Origin of the sequence: Streptomyces incarnatus, assembly GCF_001027185.1 — a bacterium.
Taxonomy (GTDB): Bacteria; Actinomycetota; Actinomycetes; order Streptomycetales; family Streptomycetaceae; genus Streptomyces; species Streptomyces puniciscabiei.
On sequence record NZ_CP011497.1, the window covers coordinates 3,303,278 to 3,324,600 of the forward strand.

Below are 21,323 nucleotides of genomic sequence, written 5' to 3' on the forward strand. Positions count from 1 at the left end.
CGACTCGCCTCCCCCGCGACGGCGACACGCTGCGGCGCGGTGCGACACGCCGCGACACGACGGAGATGAGCATGCGTCAGAAGATCCGTCGGAAGGCCTAATAGTCGGTCAATCTGCTTTTAATCACGGCAACTTGATGGGCCGTCGAGGCTTCCCGAGGACAGGGATATGACGCCAAAAATACCTCTATTGGCCCCTTATCCCTATCTTCCTATATGACCAATATGACTGCGGTGGGTACTTTTACTCACGAGCCGGCTGACGGGCCGGTATCTCTGAAACCGGAGACAGGAGAAGCGATATGAAGCTCCCCCGTTCCACCGTGGTCACCGCTGGTGTCGCATCCGCCGCCGCCCTGGCCGCGACCGGCATCACCTACGCCTCGGCGGCCTCCGCCCCGGCGCCCCAGTCAGCCCCGGCATCTGCCGCCGCGGCGCCCCTCGGCGGCGACAACGGGCAGGGCAAGGGCAACGAGGGTTGGAGCAGGCACGAGGAGGGCGACTGGGGCCGGATCCAGATCAACGAGCGGTCGTACTCCGCCCACCCGGGCGACTGCATCACCGTGGTCAGCGGCCTCGGTGCCAGGAGTCTGAACATCCGCAACGACAGCCACAAGACCGTCGAGGTCTTCCGCGGAGTGGTCTGCGACAACGGCGCCCCCATCGCCACCGTCGGCCCCCACAGCTCCGCGGACGGTGTCCACGTGGGCAAGGTCGACGACATCCGCATCAAGGACGGTGTGGTGGCCAGCTTCCGCGTGATCCACCGCGAGGGCTGGGGCGGCGGCGAGTGGGAGGGCGGGAACTGGGGCGGCGGCAAGTAGCCCAGAACCCGCGATGTCGGGGAGCTCCGGCCCGCCGGAATCGGGCCGGAGCACCGGTTGTGCCCATTGTCCGACGGCCCACGCGCCGTGCGCATCCCACCAGGGCCGGACACCAGGCGCCGTACGCCGGGTGTCCGGACGGCCGTCCCTCCCGTCACCGGCCGATCCCGCCGGTGGTGTCCGCCCGGACGCCTTGCGTCGGCGCCCCCGCCGACGCCACGGCCGTCGGCTTCCTTCCCACCGTTTCCCCGCGCCCGAACGGGTGAAGGGGCGTTCGTACTCGACACTGCGGGGTGAGTCAGATGAGTGTGGCCCTGGTGGAGGACATCAGCGACGACACCTACGTCCTGGACCTCCTCACCATCACCCTGACCCCCGCCCTGCCGTGGCTCGGTCACCAGGTCCGCTGCGAGATGGACGGCCACCTCAAGGAGACGGTCGACCTGACCCGGGTCACCTGCCACGTGATCATGAAGTTCGGTCCGGTGAAGATGCTGGACCGGCGGTACCGGCTGCCCGACCTGCTGGCGCTCATGGGCGCGCGCATGCCGAGGGACCTCCGGCCCCCGGCCGGGCCGTGGAAGCAGGCCTGGATCCTGCAGCTGCCCGAGGCGGTGCCGGTGGCCGAGCACCAGATCCGCGTGCGCGCGCGGACGGGGGACGGGAAGAACTTCTTCGCGCTGGACATCCCGATGAACTTCAACCGCAGGTTCCATCCGTCCAGGGCGAACGGCGGCGGAGGCTCACGCATGTTCCAGAGCCAACGCTGTCGCGTGCCATGAGCCGTGGGCCGTCGGCCATGAACCCCGGCCGACGGCCCACACCGCCGCGTGCCACGAGCCCGGCCGGCCACGACCCCGCGTGGTCAGCCCACGCCGCCGCGTGCCAGGAGCCCCGGCGGCCATGAACCCGGATGGTCAACCCACACCTCTGCCTGCCGCGAGCCCCGGCCCACCCCGCCCGGCGCCCGCTGACCCCTGCGCCCCGGAAGGCCTCACCCCGTGGCGAGCAGGATCAGCAGCAGCACCGCACCCGCCAGCGTGGGTGCGATCACCTCGTACGCCCAGCGCACCGTGACCTCCCCCTGCGCCGACTCCGCCTCGCCGCGCCGGTCCAGCAGGTCCCGCAGGTCGTCCATGGCCTGGTCGGGCTCGGCGCGGGTCGGTCCGGCCGCGATGTCCGCGCCGCCGGCGCCGCCGAAGCCACCCATGCCGCCGAAACCGCCGAAACCGCGGCGCGCCGGCGCCCCGCCGCGCCCCGCCTCCGCCGCGGCCCGCGCCTTGCGCATCTCCGCCTTCTTGCGGGCCCGCAGCGACACCGGGATCGACCACAGCTGGTACTTGCCGCCGGACTTCGCGACGACCTCGTTGGAGTAGCCGGAGCGCAGCGAGGCGATCTCTCCCCAGGGCAGGCTGATCACCCGGAACGGGTTGCGCACCCGCAGCCGGTCCTGCCCCGCGAAGACCGCCGGGCGGAGCGTGAAGGCGATCACCAGCGGCACGATCAGGATCATCGCGGCGAGCGCCAGCCACGGCGCGCGGCCATGGCCCCGGAACAGCGCGTCGAAGCCGAGCCAGCCGACGACGGCGAGCAGCAGCACGCCGCCCACGAGCGCCATGGGCGAGCGGTAGATCCGGTCCTTGACGGTGGGGCCCGGGGGCTGTGACGCGGGTGACTGGTGGTCGGGGGTGGTCATGCGCCCAGTCTGCACGACCCCGGCGGCGCTGCCGCCACGCGCCCCGGAACCGGCGCTCAGCTGTGATCTCCGGCCGGGATATGAGCACCGGGGCTATACATCTGCTACGCGCGTAGATATGCTCGTCTGGTGACCATGCCCACCACTGCACCCACAGCACACGCTCTCGCTGACGTCACCGCGTCCGACAGCACGCTGCGCCGCTTCCTGCACGGGCTGCCCGGCGTCGACGCGGTCGGCCTGGAGGCGCGCGCCGCGTCTCTCGGCACCCGTTCCATCAAGACCACCGCGAAGGCGTACGCCATCGACCTCGCCATCTCGATGGTCGACCTGACGACGCTGGAAGGCGCGGACACCCCGGGCAAGGTCCGGGCGCTCGGCGCCAAGGCGGTCCACCCCGACCCCACCGACCGTACGGCCCCGACGACCGCCGCGGTCTGCGTCTACCCCGACATGGTGGCCGTCGCCAAGGAGGCCGTCGCCGGTTCCGGCGTCAAGGTCGCCTCGGTCGCCACCGCCTTCCCGGCCGGCCGTGCCGCCCTCGACGTGAAGCTGGCCGACGTCCGGGACGCCGTCGCCGCCGGCGCCGACGAGATCGACATGGTCATCGACCGTGGCGCGTTCCTCGCCGGCCGGTACCTGAAGGTGTACGACGAGATCGTGGCCGTGAAGGAGGCCTGCGGCGACAGCGCCCGACTGAAGGTCATCTTCGAGACCGGCGAGCTGTCGACGTACGACAACATCCGCCGCGCCTCCTGGCTCGGCATGCTGGCCGGCGCCGACTTCATCAAGACCTCGACCGGCAAGGTGGCGGTGAACGCGACCCCCGCCAACACCCTGCTCATGCTGGAGGCCGTACGGGACTTCCGCGCCCAGACCGGCGTCCAGGTCGGCGTGAAGCCGGCCGGCGGCATCCGCACCTCCAAGGACGCCGTCAAGTTCCTGGTCCTGGTCAACGAGACCGCGGGCGAGGACTGGCTGGACAACCACTGGTTCCGCTTCGGCGCCTCCTCGCTGCTGAACGACCTGCTGATGCAGCGTCAGAAGCTGGCCACCGGCCGCTACTCCGGCCCCGACTACGTGACGGTGGACTGATCGATCATGGTTTTCGAGTACGCACCGGCGCCCGAGTCCCGCTCGGTCGTCGACATCGCCCCCTCCTACGGCCTGTTCATCGACGGCGAGTTCACCGAGGCGGCCGACGGCAAGGTCTTCAAGACGGTCAGCCCCAGCACGGAAGAGGTCCTCTCGGAGGTCGCCCAGGCCGGCGCCGAGGACGTCGACCGGGCCGTGAAGGCCGCGCGCAAGGCCTTCGAGAAGTGGTCGGCGCTGCCGGGCTCCGAGCGCGCCAAGTACCTGTTCCGCATCGCCCGGATCATCCAGGAGCGCAGCCGCGAGCTGGCCGTCCTGGAGACGCTGGACAACGGCAAGCCGATCAAGGAGACGAGGGACGCCGACCTCCCGCTGGTGGCGGCGCACTTCTTCTACTACGCGGGCTGGGCCGACAAGCTCGACCACGCCGGTTTCGGCGCGGACCCGCGGCCGCTGGGCGTCGCCGGCCAGGTCATCCCCTGGAACTTCCCGCTCCTCATGCTGGCGTGGAAGATCGCCCCGGCGCTGGCGACCGGCAACACGGTCGTGCTGAAGCCGGCGGAGACCACGCCGCTGAGCGCGCTGTTCTTCGCGGACATCTGCCGCCAGGCGGGCCTGCCCAAGGGTGTCGTGAACATCCTCCCGGGCTACGGCGACGCGGGCGCCGCGCTCGTCGCGCACCCGGACGTGAACAAGGTCGCCTTCACGGGCTCCACGGCCGTCGGCAAGGAGATCGCCCGTACGGTCGCGGGCACCCGGAAGAAGCTCACCCTGGAACTGGGCGGCAAGGGCGCCAACATCGTCTTCGACGACGCGCCCATCGACCAGGCCGTCGAGGGCATCGTCACCGGCATCTTCTTCAACCAGGGCCAGGTCTGCTGCGCGGGCAGCCGGCTGCTGGTGCAGGAGTCGATCCAGGACGAGCTGCTCGACTCCCTCAAGCGCCGCCTCACCACGCTCCGCCTCGGCGACCCGCTGGACAAGAACACCGACATCGGCGCGATCAACTCCGCGGAGCAGCTGGCCCGGATCACCGCGCTGGCCGAGCGGGGCGAGGCGGAGGGCGCCGAGCGCTGGTCCCCCGCCTGCGAACTCCCCTCCTCCGGCTACTGGTTCGCCCCGACGCTCTTCACGAACGTCACCCAGGCACACACCATCGCCCGCGACGAGATCTTCGGCCCGGTGCTGTCGGTCCTCACCTTCCGCACCCCGGACGAGGCGGTCGCCAAGGCGAACAACACGCAGTACGGCCTGTCGGCGGGCATCTGGACCGAGAAGGGCTCGCGGATCCTGGCGGTCGCGAACAAGCTCCGCGCGGGCGTGATCTGGTCCAACACGTTCAACAAGTTCGACCCGACCTCGCCGTTCGGCGGCTACAAGGAGTCGGGCTTCGGCCGCGAGGGCGGCCGCCACGGCCTGGAGGCATACCTCGATGTCTGACCGTTTGAGCGTCTTCAAGACCTACAAGCTGTACGTCGGCGGGAAGTTCCCGCGTTCCGAGAGCGGCCGGGTGTACGAGGTGACCGACGCAAAGGGCAACTGGCTGGCCAACGCACCGCAGTCGAGCCGCAAGGACGCCCGTGACGCGGTCGTGGCCGCGCGCAAGGCGTTCGGCGGCTGGTCCGGCGCGACGGCGTACAACCGCGGCCAGGTCCTCTACCGCGTGGCGGAGATGCTGGAGGGCCGCCGGGACCAGTTCGTGCGCGAGGTGGCCGACGCGGAGGGCCTGTCGAAGTCGAAGGCGGCCGCGGTCGTGGACGCGACGATCGACCGCTGGGTCTGGTACGCGGGCTGGACCGACAAGATCGCCCAGGTGATCGGCGGGGCGAACCCGGTCGCGGGCCCGTTCTTCAACCTCTCCTCGCCGGAGCCGACGGGCGTGGTGGCCGTCGTGGCCCCGCAGGAGTCGTCCTTCCTGGGCCTGGTCTCGGTGCTCGCGCCCGTCATCGCCACCGGCAACACGGCGGTCGTGATCGCGAGCGAGAAGTCCCCGCTCCCGGCCCTCTCCCTGGCCGAGGTGCTGGCCACGTCGGACGTCCCGGGCGGTGTGGTGAACATCCTCTCCGGCCGCACGGCGGAGCTCGCGGCACCGCTGGCCGCGCACCAGGACGTCAACGCGATCGACCTCGCGGGCGCCGACGAGGAGTTGGCGAAGGAACTGGAGATCGCGGCGGCCGACAACCTGAAGCGCGTCCTGCGTCCACAGCCTGTGGACTACTCCGAGACGCCGGGCACCGACCGCCTGACGGCCTTCCTGGAGACCAAGACGGTGTGGCACCCGACGGGCTCCCTGGGCGCGTCCGGCTCCTCCTACTGACGCCCACCGCAGCCTGCCGCCCACCACAGCCGAGAGCCGCGCCACCCCTCCGTCCAGGGGCGGCGCGGCTCTCTCGCGCGTGGTCAGCCCTCGCCCCCGGTCAGACCGCCCAGTACACCGCTGAGGCCTTCCGCCGCCGGGGCGACGCCGATCGGGCCCATGCGGGCGACCGGGCCGGTCAGACCGCCGAGGTCACCGTCGTCACCCGGCGCGACACGGGTGGGGGCGACCGGGGTGTACCGCAGGGCCTGGACGGGGATGGCGGCGTAGTCGGTCAGCCCCGGCACCTCGGCGCCGGCCTGCGGGGTCATCGCCCCGGTCGAGGCAGGCCGCCAGGGCACGTCCGGGACACGGGCGGCGTCCGCGGATGCCGTCGCCACGCCCGCACCCAGCGCCGCCGAGGCGGTCGCGAGGACGATCAGGGCGCGCCGCGCGGTGCGCTGGCGGGGAGGCGTGTGTCGTGTCATGCGGGGTCACCTTCTGATACGCAGGGTGAAGCGGTCGACACGAAGGGTAGTTGAGGCGGGAGTCACGCTCAAAAGCCGACCCGCGGGGTCGGCAGGCGGGCCGCCATGCGTCAAACTGGTGTTCCGTGAGCCTTCATCCCCCGTCCCCCGCCCGCGTCGTGCTGCTGTGCGGCCCCTCGGGTTCGGGCAAGTCCCTCGTCGCCGCCCGTTCCGGACTCCCCGTCCTGCGTCTGGACGACTTCTACAAGGAGGGCGACGACCCGACCCTGCCCTTGGTGGACGGGAGTTCGGACATCGACTGGGACCATCCGCGGTCGTGGGACGCGGATTCCGCCGTCGAAGCCATCGCCCGGCTGTGTGCCACCGGCTCGACGCCGGTTCCGGTGTACGACATCTCACTGAGCGCCCGTACCGGCGAGGAGACGCTGCACATCGGCCGTACCCCGCTGTTCATCGCGGAGGGCATCTTCGCCGCGGAGATCGTCGAACGCTGCCGGAAAGAGGGCCTGCTCGCGGACGCGCTGTGCCTGAGCCGCGGGCCGGTCACCACGTTCCGCCGGCGGTTCCTGCGGGATCTGAAGGAGGGCCGCAAGTCGGTGCCGTTCCTGCTGCGCCGCGGCTGGCGGCTCATGCGCGCGGAACGCTCGATCGTCACCCGCCAGGTGTCGCTGGGCGCGCATCCCTGCGACCGCGACGAGGCACTGGGGCGGCTCGCGGCAGCGGCGGCGGGGCGGCAGGCGCGCCGGCAGACGGTGGCGTAACCGCCCTACGGACACGAGAACACCGCACGGCGGAGCGCGAAACGGGACTGGACAGGCCCCCCGGCCCCTCCAGTCCCGCTTCTCGTGCTCCCCCGTTCCCCCGTGGGTCCCTCCCCCGAGGCCCCCGTGTCCCCCTCCGTTTTCCCCCGTGTCCCCCCGCGGGTCACCCCCCAGTGACCCCGGACCTTCAGGCCACCAGCTCGCCGAAGGCGTCCTCCTCGTCACGGCCGAAGCTGAGGACCTCGTCCTCGCGCAGCCGGCGCAGCGAGCGCCAGATGCTGGACTTCACCGTGCCGACACTGATGCCGAGGATCTCCGCGATCTCCGGGTCCGTACGCCCCTCGTAGTAGCGCAGGACCAGCATGGTGCGCTGGAGCTCGGGCAGCCGGGCCAGCGCCTGCCACAGGACCGCGCGCAGCTCGGTGCCGCGCATCGCGTCCGTGTCGGAGGGCGTCTCCGGCAGTTCCTCGGTCGGGTACTCGTTGAGCTTGCGGCGCCGCCAGGCGCTGATGTGCAGGTTGGTCATGGTGCGGCGGAGGTAACCGCCGACCGCGGCCTTGTCGCTGATCCGCTCCCACGCCTTGTACGTCGAGAACAGCGCGCTCTGCAGCAGGTCCTCGGCCTCGAAGCGGTCGCCGGTCAGGTGGTAGGCGGTGGCGTACAGGGAGGCGCGGCGCTCCTGGACGTAGGCGGTGAACTCCGCCTCCGTCAGGGAACGGCGCTGCTCCCCCGAGTCCTCCCCGTACGCGGATCCCCCGTGCGTGTCCCCCGTGTGCGCGTCGACCACCGTCATGTAGGCGGCGTGCTGGCGCCCGGTGCCGCGAGCGCACCCCCGCCCGCTCACGGCACCGGACTTCTCGGAACCCCGGTTCACGTCGTGCAGACGCGTGATCACTGCGCTGGTGCTGATGCTGTGCAGCGTGTTCATCTCGCGCTCCCCGTGGTGGACTTCCGGTGGTTCGGTCTTGCCGGGCCGGCCCTTGGCTCCCCCGTCCGGCCCGTGCCCAAAAGACTGCCGGGGCGACTTCATCGCCGTGTCCGCCGACTGTCACAGACCTGTCACAGGGGTCCGGCCCAGCGTCGTCACAGGAAGTGCACAGATGGTGGCGGTAGGGAAGGCCCGGTGTCGGCGGGTCGTACGACGGCCCGTCCATGGGCCAGAATGAGCCCGTGCCTTCCCTGTTGCTGATCGAGGACGACGACGCCATCCGCACGGCCCTGGAGCTCTCCCTGACGCGCCAGGGACACCGGGTGGCGACCGCTGCCAGCGGTGAGGACGGTCTGAAGCTGCTGCGCGAGCAGCGGCCCGACCTGATCGTGCTGGACGTGATGCTGCCCGGCATCGACGGCTTCGAGGTGTGCCGTCGCATCCGGCGCACCGACCAGCTGCCGATCATCCTGCTGACCGCGCGCAGTGACGACATCGACGTGGTGGTCGGGCTGGAGTCCGGCGCCGACGACTACGTGGTCAAGCCGGTGCAGGGCCGGGTGCTGGACGCCCGGATCCGGGCCGTGCTGCGGCGCGGGGAGCGCGAGTCCAGTGACTCGGCGACGTTCGGCAACCTCGTCATCGACCGGTCGGCGATGACCGTGACGAAGAACGGCGAGGACCTGCAGCTGACCCCGACCGAGCTCCGGCTGCTGCTGGAGCTGAGCCGGCGACCGGGTCAGGCGCTGTCCCGGCAGCAGCTGCTGCGGCTGGTGTGGGAGCACGACTACCTCGGTGACTCGCGGCTCGTGGACGCCTGTGTGCAGCGGCTGCGCGCGAAGGTCGAGGACGTGCCCTCGTCCCCGACGCTGATCCGTACCGTCCGTGGTGTCGGCTACCGCCTGGATACGCCTCAGTGACCGACACGCAAGGGGGGCTGCGCGGCTGGGCCGCGGGGCGCAGGGGAAATCTGTCACGGCTCAGGTTCACCAGCCTCAGGCTGCGCCTGGTCGTCGTCTTCGCGCTGGTGGCGCTGACGGCCGCCGTCTCGGCGTCCGGCATCGCCTACTGGCTCAACCGGGAAGCGGTGCTCACCCGGGCCCAGGACGCGGTGCTGCGCGACTTCCGGCAGGAGATGCAGAACCGCGCGGGCGCGCTGCCGGCGCATCCCACCCAGGACCAACTCCAGCGCGCGGCGGGCCAGATGGCGGCGAGCAGCCAGCACTTCAGCGTGCTGCTGGTCGCCCAGGACGCCGCCGGCAAGACGGTGTACGGCAACTCGGGCGGCATCAACGGCTTCTCGCTGGAGGACGTGCCGAAGTCGCTGCGCGCGGCCGTGAACAAGCAGCAGAAGGTCACCGACGCCAACAAGGAGCCGTACCACCTGTACTGGCAGCGGGTGGTGGACCACGGCACGCCGTATCTGGTGGCCGGTTCGCGGGTGATCGGCGGCGGGCCCACGGGCTACATGGCCAAGTCGCTGGAGCCGGAGGCGAAGGACCTCAACTCGCTGGCCTGGTCGCTGGGCATCGCCACCGGGCTCGCCCTGATCGGCGCCGCGCTGCTGGCCCAGGCCGCCGCCTCGACCGTACTGAAGCCCGTGCAGCGGCTCGGCATCGCCGCCCGGCGGCTCGGCGAGGGCAGGCTGGACACGCGGCTGCGGGTGTCGGGGACCGACGAACTCGCCGATCTGTCACGGACGTTCAACAACGCCGCCGAGGCGCTGGAGAAGCGGGTCGCGGAGATGGCCGCGCGGGACGAGGCGTCCCGCCGCTTCGTGGCGGACATGTCGCACGAGCTGCGGACGCCGCTGACCGCCATCACCGCCGTGACGGAGGTGCTGGAGGAGGAGCTGGAGGCCGAGTCCGGATCCATGGATCCGATGATCGAGCCCGCGGTCCGGCTGGTGGTGAGCGAGACCCGGCGCCTGAACGACCTGGTCGAGAACCTGATGGAGGTCACGCGCTTCGACGCGGGCACCGCCCGGCTGGTCCTGGACGACGTCGACATCGCCGACCAGATCACCGCCTGCATCGACGCCCGGGCCTGGCTGGACGCGGTCGAACTGGACGCCGAGCGCGGCATCCACGCCCGCCTCGACCCGCGCCGCCTGGACGTCATACTCGCCAACCTGATCGGCAACGCGCTCAAACACGGCGGGTCGCCGGTACGGGTGTCGGTCCGCATAGACGGCGACGACCTGGTCATCGCGGTGCGCGACCACGGACCGGGCATCCCCGAGGACGTGCTCCCCCACGTCTTCGACCGCTTCTACAAGGCGAGCGCCTCCCGGCCGCGCTCCGAGGGCAGCGGGCTGGGCCTGTCCATCGCCATGGAGAACGCCCACATCCACGGCGGCGAGATCACCGCCGCCAACTCGCCCGACGGCGGCGCGGTGTTCACCCTGAGGCTTCCGCGGGACGCCTCCCGGCTGACGGAGGAGACCGGCGAGGGCGGGAAGGCCGACAGGGACGCTCCCGGGAACTCCGGAAGCAAGGGGGATCCGGGAAGTTCAGGCGGTTCAGGACGTTCGGGAAGTTCAGGAAGTTCAGGAGAGGAGGGGTGATGTCCGTACGACGCCTGACCGCGCGACGACCGACCGTGCGACGGCTGCTGACGCTGCCTCTCCTCGGCCTGCTGGTCTCCGGCTGCGGTATCCGGGCCACCCAGGTGCCGACCGACTTCGGTGCGGCGCCGTCCCGGGTGCCGTGCTCGCTGGCCGGGCCGGACCTGGCCACACAGTCCGCGCGGGGCGTGCCCGTGCAGGTCTTCCTGCTCTGCGGGGCGTCCCTGGTGGCCGTCGACCGGACGGTACGGGTGCCCGAGGGCACCCCGGACGCGCGGCGCCGCGTGATCGTGGCCCAGGGTCTCCTGGACCAGCTCGCCGCGTCCCCGTCCGCCGCGGAGCGCTCCGCGGGCTATACGACGTACGTGCCGGGCGGTCTCACCGTGCGCGGGCCCGGTCCCGGCGACCCCGAGGACGCGCTCCGCCTGAGCACGGCACCGTCCCGGCTCACCTCCTACGCCCTGGCCCAGCTGGTGTGCACCCTCTCCGACTCGGCGGCGACCGAGGGCGACGGCTCGGTCACCCTCGGCGGCCCGACCGGCGGACCCCTGCGCCGCTACGACTGCACCGCCGACGTCCGCGACCGCCCGGGCACCGCAGAACCACCATCGACCGAGATCCCGAGGCGGTAGGGGGCACCAGCGCCTTCGATGGCCTCGCGGGGGGCAGCGCCCCGAAGGGGCGCGGGGAACTGCGCGAGCAACCACAACGAACCCGCAGCCCGCAACGAATCAGGACCCCCACGGCGAAACCGCTCCCCCAACCCAGCGGAGCGAAACCGCTTCCAGCGCACACGGCAACCAAAAAGTTGCGGGCCGGAACCGACCGGCACCACCCCCGCGTCTAGGGTGTCGTGCAGCGTCAAGGCTCCATCGGCGGCGACAGCGCCGCGATCCGTATCCGGGTGACAGGAGGTGTCCTCCTCGTCGCCCATCTCGCCCTCGTCGCCTGGCTGATGCTGCGACCCCTGGACGTCCCCTGGGTGGCACCCCCCAATCTGCACCCCTTCGCCGGCATCCGGGCCGATCTGGCCCTGGGCTGGCCGGTGGCGGCCAGACGCATCGGCGAGGGCGTGGCCCTGCTCGCCCCGCTCGGGGTGCTGCTGCCGATGGCGCACGGCAGGCTCACCGTGTCCCCGGTCTCCTCCCTGATCCGTACGACCGCGGCCGGCGCCCTGGTCTCCGTCGGCATCGCCCTGCTGCAGACCGGCGTCCCCGGCCGGGTCGTGGACGTCGACTCGCTGCTGCTGAACACGGCCGGCGTGGCGCTGGCCCACCTGGTGGTCGTGCCGGCGGGCCGGGCCCGGGTGCGGCGGTGGCAGCTGGACGAGCGCGCGGGGGCCGAGGCCGTCACCGTCCAGGAGGAGCCGTCTCAGGGGCGGACCCCGACGATTCCCAGGGTCGGAATAGCTCCATAGAGTGACGCTTCGTCCGCTTCGTCTCCGTATCGTCGAAGACAGCTCGGAAGTCGGCTGACGACAGCCGATGAAGCCGCTGATGAAGACAGCCGGCGACAGGGACCGACGACACGGAGGAGCCGAGATGACCACCCTTGCCCGCCCGACCCACGGCCGCATGATCGGCGGAGTGTGCGCAGCCCTGGCGCGGCGCTTCGGCACCTCGGCGACGACGATGCGGGTGATCTTCCTGCTGTCCTGCCTGCTGCCCGGCCCCCAGTTCCTGGTCTACATAGCGCTGTGGATCCTGCTGCCGGCCGAGGACAAGCCGCGCACCGCCTGGTGACCGGCCCGGCTGCCATGACCGCCGTACGCACCACGCCGTCGGGGCGCCCCCGGACCTGACCGAGGCGCCCCGACGGCGTGGTACGGCGGCGGTGTCAGCCGAGGGAGAGCCCGTTCACCGGCAGGCCGTGCACGGGCGCGCCCTGCACGGGCAGTCCGCCGATGCGGCTGTGGAGCGGCCCGGTCGGCCCGCCGTGCAGCGCGTTCTCGACGGCCGGCTGCGTGGCGGCCATCCCGGCCCCCAGGGCGTCCTGCCCCCGGCTGAGGGCGTCGGTGGCGGCCGGCTGGTTCATGCCGGTGTCCCCGGCCGGCAGCGTCCTGGCGACGGTGCCGAGCGCCGGGGCCGCGTCCGGGACGGCCGGGACCGCCGCGTTGGCCGCTCCCGCGCCGGCGGCAGCGAAAGCGGCACCGAGGGCGGCGACACCGAGAGTCCTGACGGCAGAGTGCTTCATGGCGAATGCGTCCTTGCAATAGGGGACGGAGAACAAAAACGATGAACGGTCCTTGACCGTAAACACGCCCGATCACCCGCCGCAAACACCGAAATGCGGACGGGTTGTGAACCGCCTTTCACAACCCGCCCGTCACGCCGAGCCGCCGCTATCCCGCCGAACCGGCAGACCCGCTGGTGGAGGCCGTCTGCCGGAACAGCCATTCGGATTTCAGTTCCGCATATCCGGGCTTGACGACGTCATTGATCATGCCGAGTCGTTCATCGAAAGGAATGAAGGCCGACTTCATTGCATTGACCGAAAACCACCCGAGGTCGTCGAGCGTGTAACCGAACGCCTCGACGAGATGCTCGAATTCCTGGCTCATACTCGTGTGCGACATCAGCCGGTTGTCGGTGTTCACGGTGGCCCGGAAGTGCAGTCGGCGCAGCAGCCCGATCGGGTGCTCGGCGTAGGAGGGCGCCGCCCCGGTCTGCAGGTTGGAGCTGGGGCACAGCTCCAGCGGGATCCGCTTGTCGCGGACGTACGACGCCAGCCGGCCGAGGGTGACGGAGCCGTCGTCGTGGACCTCGATGTCGTCGATGATCCGCACCCCGTGCCCGAGCCGGTCGGCGCCGCACCACTGCAGCGCCTGCCAGATGGACGGCAGCCCGAAGGCCTCGCCGGCGTGGATCGTGAAATGATTGTTCTCGCGCTTGAGGTACTCGAAGGCGTCCAGGTGCCGGGTGGGCGGGTAGCCCGCCTCGGCGCCCGCGATGTCGAAGCCGACGACTCCGGAGTCCCGGTAGCGGTTGGCGAGTTCGGCGATCTCCAGGGAGCGGGCGGCGTGCCGCATGGCGGTCAGCAGGGCGCCGACCCGGATGCGGTGGCCGTTCTCCCGGGCGAGCCGCTCGCCTTGCCGGAACCCCTCGTTGACGGCCTCGACGACCTCTTCGAGGGTGAGCCCCTTTTCCAGGTGCTGTTCGGGGGCGTACCGCACCTCGGCGTAGACGACCCCGTCCTCGGCGAGGTCCTCGGCGCACTCGCGGGCGACCCGGACGAGTGCCTCCCGCGTCTGCATCACGCCGACGGTGTGCCTGAAGGTCTCCAGATACCGTTCCAGCGAGCCGGAGTCGGCGGCCTCGCGGAACCAGATGCCCAGCTTGTCCGGATCGGTCTCGGGCAGCTCCGCGTAGCCGCTCTCCTGGGCGAGTTCGACGACGGTTCCGGGGCGGAGCCCGCCGTCGAGATGATCGTGCAGCAGAACCTTGGGTGCCCGGCGGATCTGGTCCGGCGTCGGAACGGCCCCACTTGGTGCAGTCTGGCTCGTCATTTCCGCACTGTAACGCCTACGCGCGTAGAGATACGGGTGAACGCGTCAGCTGCGCGGGGACGGTTTTCCGTCGATATGCAACAGTGACCGCGCGTACGGGTTTCGTACACCGCCCCTTCTGACACTGTTCTGCCATGGGACAGCAAGCGACACCGGTCCGAACGGCCGGGCTGGGGAAGGCGGTCGGCGCGGTGCCGACGGCGGTGAGCGGAGCGGTGCTGTTGCTCCCCGGCGGGGAGGAGGTCTCCGCCCGCAGGCCGTCCCCCGTCCGGGCGGCGCTCGCGCTGCGCTCGCTGGGCCGTCGGCTGGCTCGCGCGGGCCGGGAGGAGGGGCTGGCCGTCCACACCGTCCACTACCGGTGCCGGGGCTGGAACGGCAGCGAGGCACAGCTGGCCGTGGACGCCGAGTGGGCCGCCGACGAGGTCGTACGGCGGTACGGGGACGTTCCCGTGTGCCTGGTCGGGGTGGACATGGGCGGGCGGGCGGCGCTGCGGGCGGGCGGGCACGAGGCCGTCAACTCCGTTGTGGCGCTGGCCCCTTGGCTGCCCGAGGACGACGTGGCCGCGCCTGCGGAGCCGGTGAAGCAGCTGGTGGGGCGGCGGGTGCTGATCGTGCACGGCACGAATGACGAGCGGACCGATCCCGAGCTGTCGTTCCGGTTCGCGGCGCGGGCGAAGAAGGTGAACCGGGAGGTGTGCCGGTTCGAGGTGCACTCCGACGGACACGGGTTGTATGGGCACCGGGACGAAGTCGCTTCCCTGGCCGTTGACTTCATGATGGGGGCGTTGTTCGGGCACTCCGTGTCCCGCCCTGTTGAGGACGCGCTGGCGGCTCCGCCGCCGATCGGGCTTCGGATGCCGTTGGCCGTGGGGTTCGGCAAGTCGTTGCAGCGGTAGCGCTCAGGTGGGCAGCAGGTTGCCCCTTCTCGAGAGCAGGAACTTCTTGAACGCGGCCACCGGGGGTGTGTCCGGGCGGTCCGCGAGCCACGCCACGCCGATCTCCCGCACCGCTCTCGGGGCCGTGACCGTGAGTTCCACGACCCCTGGCCTCGGGACCGTGGGCGGAGGGAGCAGGGCGACCCCGAGGCCCGCCGCCACCAGACCCCTCAGGGTCTCCGCCTCCTCGCCCTCGAAAGCGATCCTGGGACGGAAGCCGGCCTCCTGGCACAGCGAGTCGACGATGCGGCGCAAGCCGTAGCCGGGCTCCAGGGTGACGAAGGTTTCCTCGGACGCCTCGGCGAGGCGGACGCGGCGGCGGGTGGCCAGGCGGTGGTCGGCGGGGACGACGAGGCGGAGTTTCTGCTCGTCCAGGCGGCGCGCGACCAGGTCGGGGGCGTCGGGGACGGGTGAGGTGAGGCAGAGGTCCAGTTCTCCGGCGCGCAGGCGTTCCAGCATCGCCTCGCCGTAGTTCTGGACCAGGCTGAAGCGGACGCGCGGGTGGTCCTCGCGGAAGGCGTGCAGGAGGCCGGGGACCGTCTCGGCGCCCATGGTGTGCAGGAAGCCGAAGGCGACCTTGCCGGTGGCCGGGTCGGCGTCCGCGCGTACCTCCTCGGCGGCCCGCTCGATCTCGGCGAGGGCGCGTTCGACGGAGGTGAGGAAGGTGCGGCCGGCCGGGGTGAGGGAGACCGTGCGGCCGTGCCGGGCGAACAGGTCGACGCCCAGGTCCTGCTCCAGGCGGGCCATCGCGCGGGACAGGGTGGACTGGGGGACGTTCATCTCGTGGGCGGCGCGGGTGACGTGCTCGGTGCGGGCCACACCGGCGAAGTACGCGAGGCGGGGCGCCAGCACCCTCGACATCCCGGACATGTCTTCTGTGTCACTGTTCGGTGACAGGCGAGGCGGTGAGCTCTGCTGATGCGGCATGGGAACGATTATGGCGATTCCATGCATTGGACGGATGAGCGAGGGCGTCCATACGGTCGAGGCATGTCTCCCGCCAGTACCGGGGCGTCCACCACCGTGGGCGCCGCAACGACCGTCCCCGTCCCCGACACCTCCGCCGCCGACTCCCGTATGACTCCGGGCGGGCCCGGCTACCGCCGGATGAGCCTCGCCCTCTTCCTCGCCGGGGTCGCGACCTTCGCCCTGCTGTACTCCACCCAGGCCCTGCTGCCGCTGATCTCCGGCGAGTTCGGGGTCGCGGCGAGCGAGGCGAGCTGGACCGTGGCGGCCGCGACCGGCGGTCTGGCCCTGTTCGTGCTGCCGATGAGCGCCCTGTCCGAGCGTTTCGGCCGCCGTGCGGTGATGACGGCCTCGCTGGCCGTCGCGGTGACCGTGGGGCTGCTGGTGCCGTTCGCGCCGTCGCTCGGCGTGCTGGTGGTGCTGCGGGCGGTGCAGGGCGCGGCGCTGGCCGGTCTGCCGGCCTCCGCGCAGGCGTATCTGGCCGAGGAGGTCCGGCCGAAGGCGCTGGTCACGGCGATCGGACTGTTCGTCGCGGGCAACAGCGTGGGCGGTATGAGCGGCCGGGTGATCACCGGCTGGGTGGCTCAGGAGTGGGGCTGGCGGGTGGCCGTCGGCGTGATCGGCGTGGTCGCCGTCGGGTGCGCGATCGCCTTCCGGCTGCTGCTGCCGGCGCCGAGGCACTTCACGGCGGGCTCGCTGCGGCCCCGGGTGCTGCTCGGCACGGTCCGCGACCACCTCGCCAACCCGCTGCTGCGGCGGCTGTACGCGATCGGCGCGCTCTTCATGACGGTGTTCGGCGGTGTGTACACGGTGATCGGCTACCGGCTGACGGGCGCGCCGTTCGGGCTGCCGCAGGGCATCATCGGCTCGATCTTCCTGGTCTACCTGGTGGGTACGGCCTCGGCGTCCACGGCGGGCCGCCTGGTGGGCCGGCTCGGCCGTCGGGGCGCGCTGTACCTGGCCGGCGGTACGACGGCGGCGGGCCTGCTGCTCTCGCTGGTCCCCTCGCTGCCGCTGGTCCTGCTGGGCCTGGTGCTGATCACCGCGGGCTTCTTCGCGGGCCACGCGGTCGCCTCCTCGGCGGTCAGCAAGACGGCCACGCGCGGCCGCGCCCAGGCCTCGGCCCTGTACCAGTCCATGTACTACATCGGCTCCAGCGTCGGCAGCACGGTCGGCGCGATCGCGTTCCACGCGGACGGCTGGGGCGGCACGGTGGGGGTCGGCCTGCTGGCGGTCGCGGGGGTCGTCACCATCACGGTGCTGGGCACGCGGGCGGCCCGGGTGGCGGCGCGGCGCCCGGTCGTGGCCAACGCGCACTGAGGGGCGCCCTGAAGGGGGGGCGGGGCTGTGTCGACATGCGGCTCCGCCCCGTGGGCGCGTGCAACCACGACGGCCCCGCGGCCGCCCGCGAACAGCACCCACCCGAGTTCTGCGGCGCACCACCTCACCTGCACGTTTCCCGACTCCGGGCGCCATTGTCAGTGCCCTGCGGTAGCTTCCAAGTGCTGGGGCGCAAGGAAGCGCCGCAGGGAACGGCCACAGGGGTGGGTGGACGATGGGTGACAGCACGGCGACGGCGGACCTCGACGTCGCACTGGAGAAGCACCGGACCGAGCTGACCGGGTACTGCTACCGCATGCTCGGCTCCTCCTTCGAGGCGGAGGACGCGGTGCAGGACACCCTGGTGCGGGCCTGGCGGAGCTATGAGAAGTTCGAGGGCCGCTCCAGCCTGCGCTCGTGGCTGTACCGGATCGCGACGAACGTGTGCCTGGACATGCTGACGGCGGGCAACAAGCGGGCGAGACCGATGGACCTGACGGAGTCGACCCCGCTCGCACAGGCCGCGCTCTCCCCGCGCCCGGACCACACCTGGCTGGAGCCGATGCCGGACGCGCGCGTGCTGCCCACGGTCGACGACCCGGCGGAAGCCGCCGTCGCGAAGGAGTCGATCCGGCTGGCCTTCATGGCGGCCCTGCAGCAGCTGCCGCCCAAGCAGCGGGCGGTGCTGATCCTGCGCGAGGTGCTGGCGTGGAAGGCGAGCGAGGTCGCCGAGCTGCTGGACACCTCGGTCGCCTCGGTCAACAGCGCGCTGCAGCGGGCGCGGGCCACGCTCGCCGAGCGCGCGGACGCCGGCCCCGAGGGCGCGGTGTCCGATCCGCTCGACGAGGAGCAGCAGAAACTGCTGGAGCGCTATGTCAAAGCCTTCGAGGGCTACGACATGACGGCGCTGACGGCGCTGCTGCACGAGGACGCCGTCATGACGATGCCGCCGTTCGACCTGTGGCTGCGCGGCCCGGCCGACATCACCGGCTTCATGTCGACGCTCGGTGCCTCCTGCGCCGGCTCGCGGCTGCTGCCGGTGCAGGTCAACGGCCTGCCGGGGTTCGCGCACTACAAGCCGGACGAGGAGAAGGGCGGTTTCGCCCCCTGGGCCGTGCAGGTGCTGGAGCTGTCAGACGGCCGGATCACCGGTTTCCACTGCTTCCTCGACACCAAGCGCTGGTTCCCGCTCTTCGGCCTGCCCCTCCATCTGGAAGCGGAGCCCGACGAGGTCGAGCAGGGCGGGTAGCGCCGGATCGGGGTCCCGCAGCCGGATCCGCCCGCCGGCCCGGCGGGCGGCCAGCTCCAGCCGCGCCAGCAGGTCCACGGCGGCCAGGCCCGGCGGCCCGAGCCCGCCCACGTCGCACACGACGACGCGGGCGCCCTCGCCCGCCAGCAGCGACTGCACCTGGGCGCACAGCCCCGCCACCTCGTCCCGGGTGACGGGGCCGGGCAGCACGAGCACGGCGGGTTCCTCGGCCTTCACGTGCGGTAGACCGGCGGTCCGGGCGGAACTCATCGGTACGGATCATCGTCGGCACGGATCACCTTGACCAGTTCCCGCTTCTCCTCGGAGGGTTGGCCGGGTGACGGGGGTACTGAGCGGGTTCGCGGTGATCGTGGTCGTCATCGGGCTGGGCTATGTGCTCGGGCGGTGCGGGACACTCGGGGCGCAGGGCGGCGAGGTGCTGACCCGGCTGGCCTTCGCGGTGGCGGGCCCCGCGCTCCTGTTCACGACCCTCGCGCGCGCGAACCTGTCGGTGCTCTTCTCGGCCCGCCTGCTGGTGACGGCGCTGAGCACGGCGGCGGTCGCCGGGGTCTTCGTGGCGGTCGGTGCCGTACGCCGCTGGGGCGTGGGCCGTACGACGATCGGTGCCCTGTGCTCCGGTTACGTCAACTCGGGCAACCTCGGTATCCCGATCGCGGCGTACGTCCTGGGCGACGCCTCCCTGGTGGCGCCGGTGCTGCTCTTCCAGGTGGTCCTGGTGACGCCGGTCGCGCTGACGGTCCTGGACCTGTCCGGGATGGGCGAGAAGGGCACGGTGTGGCGGCGCCTGCTGACGCCTCTGCGGAATCCGATCGCGGTGGGCTCGCTGACGGGTGTGGTGGTCTCGGCGGCGGGCGTGCACGTCCCGGGCCCCCTCATGAACCCCCTCAGCCTGATCGGCGGCATGTCCGTCCCGGCGGCCCTGCTGGCCTTCGGCATGTCCCTGCACGGCAGTCCGGCCCCCGGCCGGGGCCGGGACCGCCAACTGGTGCTGCTCTCCGTGGTGTTGAAGTCGGTGGGCCAGCCGCTGGTGGCGTGGGCGCTGGCGACCGCTCTCTTCGGCCTCCACGGCGCCCCGCTGCTGGACGTGGTGGTGACCTCGGCCCTCCCGGCCGCGCAGAACCTCTTCACGTACGCCGGCCGCTACCGGGTCGCCGAGGGCCTGGCCCGCGAGTCCATCCTGCTGTCGACCGTGGTGTCGGTGCCGGTGCTGGTGGGGGTGGCGGCGGGGTTGGGGTGACGCCGGGTCGGTCGGCAGTCATGACGGCGGAGTAGGGAGCCACGGTGACGAGCCCCTGGATGATCTCCGCCATGGGCTCATCCAACATGCCGAACGGGACCGGTGGCGGTCCACCGGTCCCGTTCACCCGCAAGGGAAATCCCCTGGTCAGGCGATACGTTCCAGCACCACCGGCGATGCCGTGAAGTCGGTGCCCGGTGCCGCGATGTCGTACGAGCCCTCGACCGCCTGGAGCGCGTACTCGAAGCGCTCGGGCGTGTCGGTGTGGAGGGTCAGCAGGGGCTGGCCCTGCGTCACCGTGTCGCCCGGCTTGGCGTGCATCTCGACGCCCGCCGCCGCCTGCACCGGGTCCTCCTTGCGGGCGCGGCCGGCGCCCAGGCGCCAGGCGGCGATGCCGATGTCGTACGCGTCCAGGCGGGTCAGGACACCGGAGGCCGGGGCCTTGATGACGTGCTGCTCCTTCGAGGTGGGCAGCGCCGCGTCCGGGTCGCCGCCCTGGGCCGCGATCATCCGGCGCCAGACGTCCATCGCGGAGCCGTCGGCCAGGGCCTTCGCCGGGTCGGCGTCCTTCACCCCGGCCGCCTGAAGCATTTCGCGCGCCAGGGCCAGCGTCAGCTCGACCACGTCCGCCGGGCCGCCGCCCGCCAGGACCTCGACCGACTCGCGGACCTCCAGGGCGTTGCCCGCGGTGAGGCCCAGCGGGGTCGACATGTCCGTCAGGAGGGCGACCGTCTTCACGCCGTGGTCGGTGCCGAGGCCGACCATCGTCGTGGCCAGCTCGCGGGCGTCCTCGATCGTCTTCATGAAGGCGCCGGTGCCCACCTTCACGTCCAGGACCAGCGACCCGGTGCCCTCGGCGATCTTCTTCGACATGATCGAGGAGGCGATCAGCGGGATCGCCTCGACCGTGCCGGTGACGTCACGCAGGGCGTAGAGCTTCTTGTCCGCCGGGGCCAGGCCGTCGCCCGCCGCGCAGATCACCGCGCCCGTGGTGTCCAGGACGTGCAGCATCTCCTCGTTGGAGAGCAGGGCCCGCCAGCCGGGGATCGACTCCAGCTTGTCCAGGGTGCCGCCGGTGTGGCCGAGGCCCCGGCCGGAGAGCTGGGGGACGGCGGCACCGCACGCGGCCACGAGCGGGGCAAGCGGGAGGGTGATCTTGTCGCCGACGCCGCCGGTCGAGTGCTTGTCGGCCGTCGGGCGGGACAGGGCCGAGAAGTCCATGCGCTCGCCGGAGGCGATCATGGCCGCCGTCCAGCGGGCGATCTCGCGGCGGGTCATGCCGTTGAGCAGGATCGCCATGGCGAGCGCGGACATCTGCTCGTCGGCGACCTCGCCGCGGGTGTACGCGTCGATGACCCAGTCGATCTGCTCGTCGGTCAGCTCGCCGCGGTCCCGCTTGGTGCGGATCACGGAGATGGCGTCCATGGCCATGGCGGGTGT

23 protein-coding genes are annotated in these 21,323 nt (G+C 71.7%); 15 read left to right on the forward strand and 8 right to left on the reverse strand.

All coding sequences use genetic code 11. The features are described 5' to 3' along the window. Positions 1 to 301 precede the first annotated feature (301 nt). Both ABB07_RS14560 and ABB07_RS14565 read left to right on the forward strand, forming a co-directional pair. Positions 302 to 823 (forward strand): hypothetical protein, encoded by a 522-nt coding sequence (locus ABB07_RS14560; protein WP_208899120.1) that lies wholly within the window; start codon positions 302 to 304, stop codon positions 821 to 823. Between the two features lie 302 nt (positions 824 to 1,125). Beyond that, positions 1,126 to 1,605, forward strand: coding sequence for a hypothetical protein (locus ABB07_RS14565; protein ID WP_208899121.1), 480 nt, complete (start codon positions 1,126 to 1,128; stop codon positions 1,603 to 1,605). Between the two features lie 212 nt (positions 1,606 to 1,817). Here the strand turns inward: ABB07_RS14565 and ABB07_RS14570 are convergent, their stop codons facing one another. After that, complete coding sequence (locus ABB07_RS14570) at positions 1,818 to 2,519, reverse strand: PH domain-containing protein (RefSeq protein WP_208899122.1); 702 nt, start codon at positions 2,517 to 2,519, stop codon at positions 1,818 to 1,820. A gap of 135 nt (positions 2,520 to 2,654) precedes the next feature. Here ABB07_RS14570 and deoC point away from each other — a divergent pair, with 135 nt between their 5' ends. From deoC to ABB07_RS14585, 3 genes are read left to right on the forward strand one after another with little or no spacing between them, the layout of a single operon-like run. Then, positions 2,655 to 3,614 carry a deoxyribose-phosphate aldolase gene (gene deoC, locus ABB07_RS14575; RefSeq protein WP_208903444.1) on the forward strand — a complete coding sequence of 320 codons (960 nt, stop codon included), beginning with the start codon at positions 2,655 to 2,657 and terminating at the stop codon, positions 3,612 to 3,614. A 6-nt stretch (positions 3,615 to 3,620) separates the two neighbouring features. Further along, positions 3,621 to 5,051 (forward strand): aldehyde dehydrogenase family protein, encoded by a 1,431-nt coding sequence (locus ABB07_RS14580; RefSeq protein ID WP_208899123.1) that lies wholly within the window; start codon positions 3,621 to 3,623, stop codon positions 5,049 to 5,051. Beyond that, complete coding sequence (locus ABB07_RS14585) at positions 5,044 to 5,928, forward strand: aldehyde dehydrogenase family protein (RefSeq protein WP_208899124.1); 885 nt, start codon at positions 5,044 to 5,046, stop codon at positions 5,926 to 5,928. Before ABB07_RS14580 ends, ABB07_RS14585 begins: the two co-directional genes overlap by 8 nt. Before the next feature lie 83 nt (positions 5,929 to 6,011). Here the strand turns inward: ABB07_RS14585 and ABB07_RS14590 are convergent, their stop codons facing one another. Further along, on the reverse strand, positions 6,012 to 6,395 hold the full coding sequence (locus ABB07_RS14590) for a hypothetical protein (protein WP_208899125.1): 384 nt from the start codon (positions 6,393 to 6,395) through the stop codon (positions 6,012 to 6,014). A gap of 125 nt (positions 6,396 to 6,520) precedes the next feature. Here ABB07_RS14590 and ABB07_RS14595 point away from each other — a divergent pair, with 125 nt between their 5' ends. Then, the gene (locus ABB07_RS14595; RefSeq protein WP_244189360.1) at positions 6,521 to 7,156 is read left to right on the forward strand and encodes a uridine kinase family protein; all 636 of its coding nucleotides are present in this window, start codon (positions 6,521 to 6,523) and stop codon (positions 7,154 to 7,156) included. A gap of 187 nt (positions 7,157 to 7,343) precedes the next feature. Here the strand turns inward: ABB07_RS14595 and ABB07_RS14600 are convergent, their stop codons facing one another. Continuing rightward, positions 7,344 to 8,084: a SigE family RNA polymerase sigma factor gene (locus ABB07_RS14600; RefSeq protein WP_208899126.1), complete on the reverse strand. Its 741-nt coding sequence runs from the start codon at positions 8,082 to 8,084 to the stop codon at positions 7,344 to 7,346. 242 nt (positions 8,085 to 8,326) lie between these two features. On the opposite strand from ABB07_RS14600, the gene afsQ1 reads away from it, so the two are divergent. The 5 genes from afsQ1 to ABB07_RS14625 all read left to right on the forward strand — a co-directional run bounded on the left by afsQ1 (position 8,327) and on the right by ABB07_RS14625 (position 12,392). Next, complete coding sequence (afsQ1, locus tag ABB07_RS14605; protein ID WP_067041772.1) at positions 8,327 to 9,004, forward strand: two-component system response regulator AfsQ1; 678 nt, start codon at positions 8,327 to 8,329, stop codon at positions 9,002 to 9,004. Beyond that, positions 9,001 to 10,650 (forward strand): sensor histidine kinase, encoded by a 1,650-nt coding sequence (locus ABB07_RS14610; RefSeq protein ID WP_208899127.1) that lies wholly within the window; start codon positions 9,001 to 9,003, stop codon positions 10,648 to 10,650. The genes afsQ1 and ABB07_RS14610 overlap by 4 nt, the downstream gene beginning before the upstream one ends. Next, positions 10,650 to 11,282, forward strand: a complete 633-nt coding sequence (locus ABB07_RS14615) for a hypothetical protein (RefSeq protein ID WP_208899128.1) — start codon at positions 10,650 to 10,652, stop codon at positions 11,280 to 11,282. Before ABB07_RS14610 ends, ABB07_RS14615 begins: the two co-directional genes overlap by 1 nt. A 221-nt stretch (positions 11,283 to 11,503) precedes the next feature. Then, positions 11,504 to 12,067: a VanZ family protein gene (locus tag ABB07_RS14620; protein WP_208899129.1), complete on the forward strand. Its 564-nt coding sequence runs from the start codon at positions 11,504 to 11,506 to the stop codon at positions 12,065 to 12,067. A gap of 124 nt (positions 12,068 to 12,191) precedes the next feature. Continuing rightward, complete coding sequence (locus tag ABB07_RS14625; RefSeq protein ID WP_208899130.1) at positions 12,192 to 12,392, forward strand: PspC domain-containing protein; 201 nt, start codon at positions 12,192 to 12,194, stop codon at positions 12,390 to 12,392. 94 nt (positions 12,393 to 12,486) lie between these two features. On the opposite strand, the gene ABB07_RS14630 is transcribed toward ABB07_RS14625, so the two are convergent. Both ABB07_RS14630 and ABB07_RS14635 read right to left on the reverse strand, forming a co-directional pair. Beyond that, positions 12,487 to 12,843 (reverse strand): ATP-binding protein, encoded by a 357-nt coding sequence (locus ABB07_RS14630; RefSeq protein WP_208899131.1) that lies wholly within the window; start codon positions 12,841 to 12,843, stop codon positions 12,487 to 12,489. 148 nt (positions 12,844 to 12,991) lie between these two features. Further along, entirely contained in the window at positions 12,992 to 14,155 is a 1,164-nt protein-coding gene (locus ABB07_RS14635; protein ID WP_208899132.1) for an adenosine deaminase, read from the reverse strand. A 134-nt stretch (positions 14,156 to 14,289) separates the two neighbouring features. On the opposite strand from ABB07_RS14635, the gene ABB07_RS14640 reads away from it, so the two are divergent. Then, on the forward strand, positions 14,290 to 15,051 hold the full coding sequence (locus ABB07_RS14640) for an alpha/beta hydrolase (protein ID WP_208899133.1): 762 nt from the start codon (positions 14,290 to 14,292) through the stop codon (positions 15,049 to 15,051). 3 nt (positions 15,052 to 15,054) lie between these two features. Here the strand turns inward: ABB07_RS14640 and ABB07_RS14645 are convergent, their stop codons facing one another. After that, positions 15,055 to 16,017: a LysR family transcriptional regulator gene (locus ABB07_RS14645; RefSeq protein WP_208899134.1), complete on the reverse strand. Its 963-nt coding sequence runs from the start codon at positions 16,015 to 16,017 to the stop codon at positions 15,055 to 15,057. Between the two features lie 63 nt (positions 16,018 to 16,080). Between ABB07_RS14645 and ABB07_RS14650 the strand changes: the two genes are divergently transcribed. Continuing rightward, a complete protein-coding gene (locus ABB07_RS14650; RefSeq protein ID WP_208899135.1) occupies positions 16,081 to 17,376 on the forward strand; it encodes an MFS transporter in 1,296 nt (431 codons plus the stop codon). Between the two features lie 235 nt (positions 17,377 to 17,611). Next, the gene (locus ABB07_RS14655) at positions 17,612 to 18,625 is read left to right on the forward strand and encodes a sigma-70 family RNA polymerase sigma factor (RefSeq protein ID WP_208899136.1); all 1,014 of its coding nucleotides are present in this window, start codon (positions 17,612 to 17,614) and stop codon (positions 18,623 to 18,625) included. On the opposite strand, the gene ABB07_RS14660 is transcribed toward ABB07_RS14655, so the two are convergent. Further along, complete coding sequence (locus tag ABB07_RS14660; protein WP_208899137.1) at positions 18,509 to 18,895, reverse strand: STAS domain-containing protein; 387 nt, start codon at positions 18,893 to 18,895, stop codon at positions 18,509 to 18,511. The genes ABB07_RS14655 and ABB07_RS14660 overlap by 117 nt on opposite strands. A 67-nt stretch (positions 18,896 to 18,962) precedes the next feature. On the opposite strand from ABB07_RS14660, the gene ABB07_RS14665 reads away from it, so the two are divergent. After that, positions 18,963 to 19,883: an AEC family transporter gene (locus tag ABB07_RS14665; RefSeq protein WP_208899138.1), complete on the forward strand. Its 921-nt coding sequence runs from the start codon at positions 18,963 to 18,965 to the stop codon at positions 19,881 to 19,883. Between the two features lie 147 nt (positions 19,884 to 20,030). On the opposite strand, the gene ABB07_RS14670 is transcribed toward ABB07_RS14665, so the two are convergent. Further along, positions 20,031 to 21,314, reverse strand: a complete 1,284-nt coding sequence (locus tag ABB07_RS14670) for a thymidine phosphorylase (protein WP_208899139.1) — start codon at positions 21,312 to 21,314, stop codon at positions 20,031 to 20,033. Positions 21,315 to 21,323: the final 9 nt, after the last annotated feature.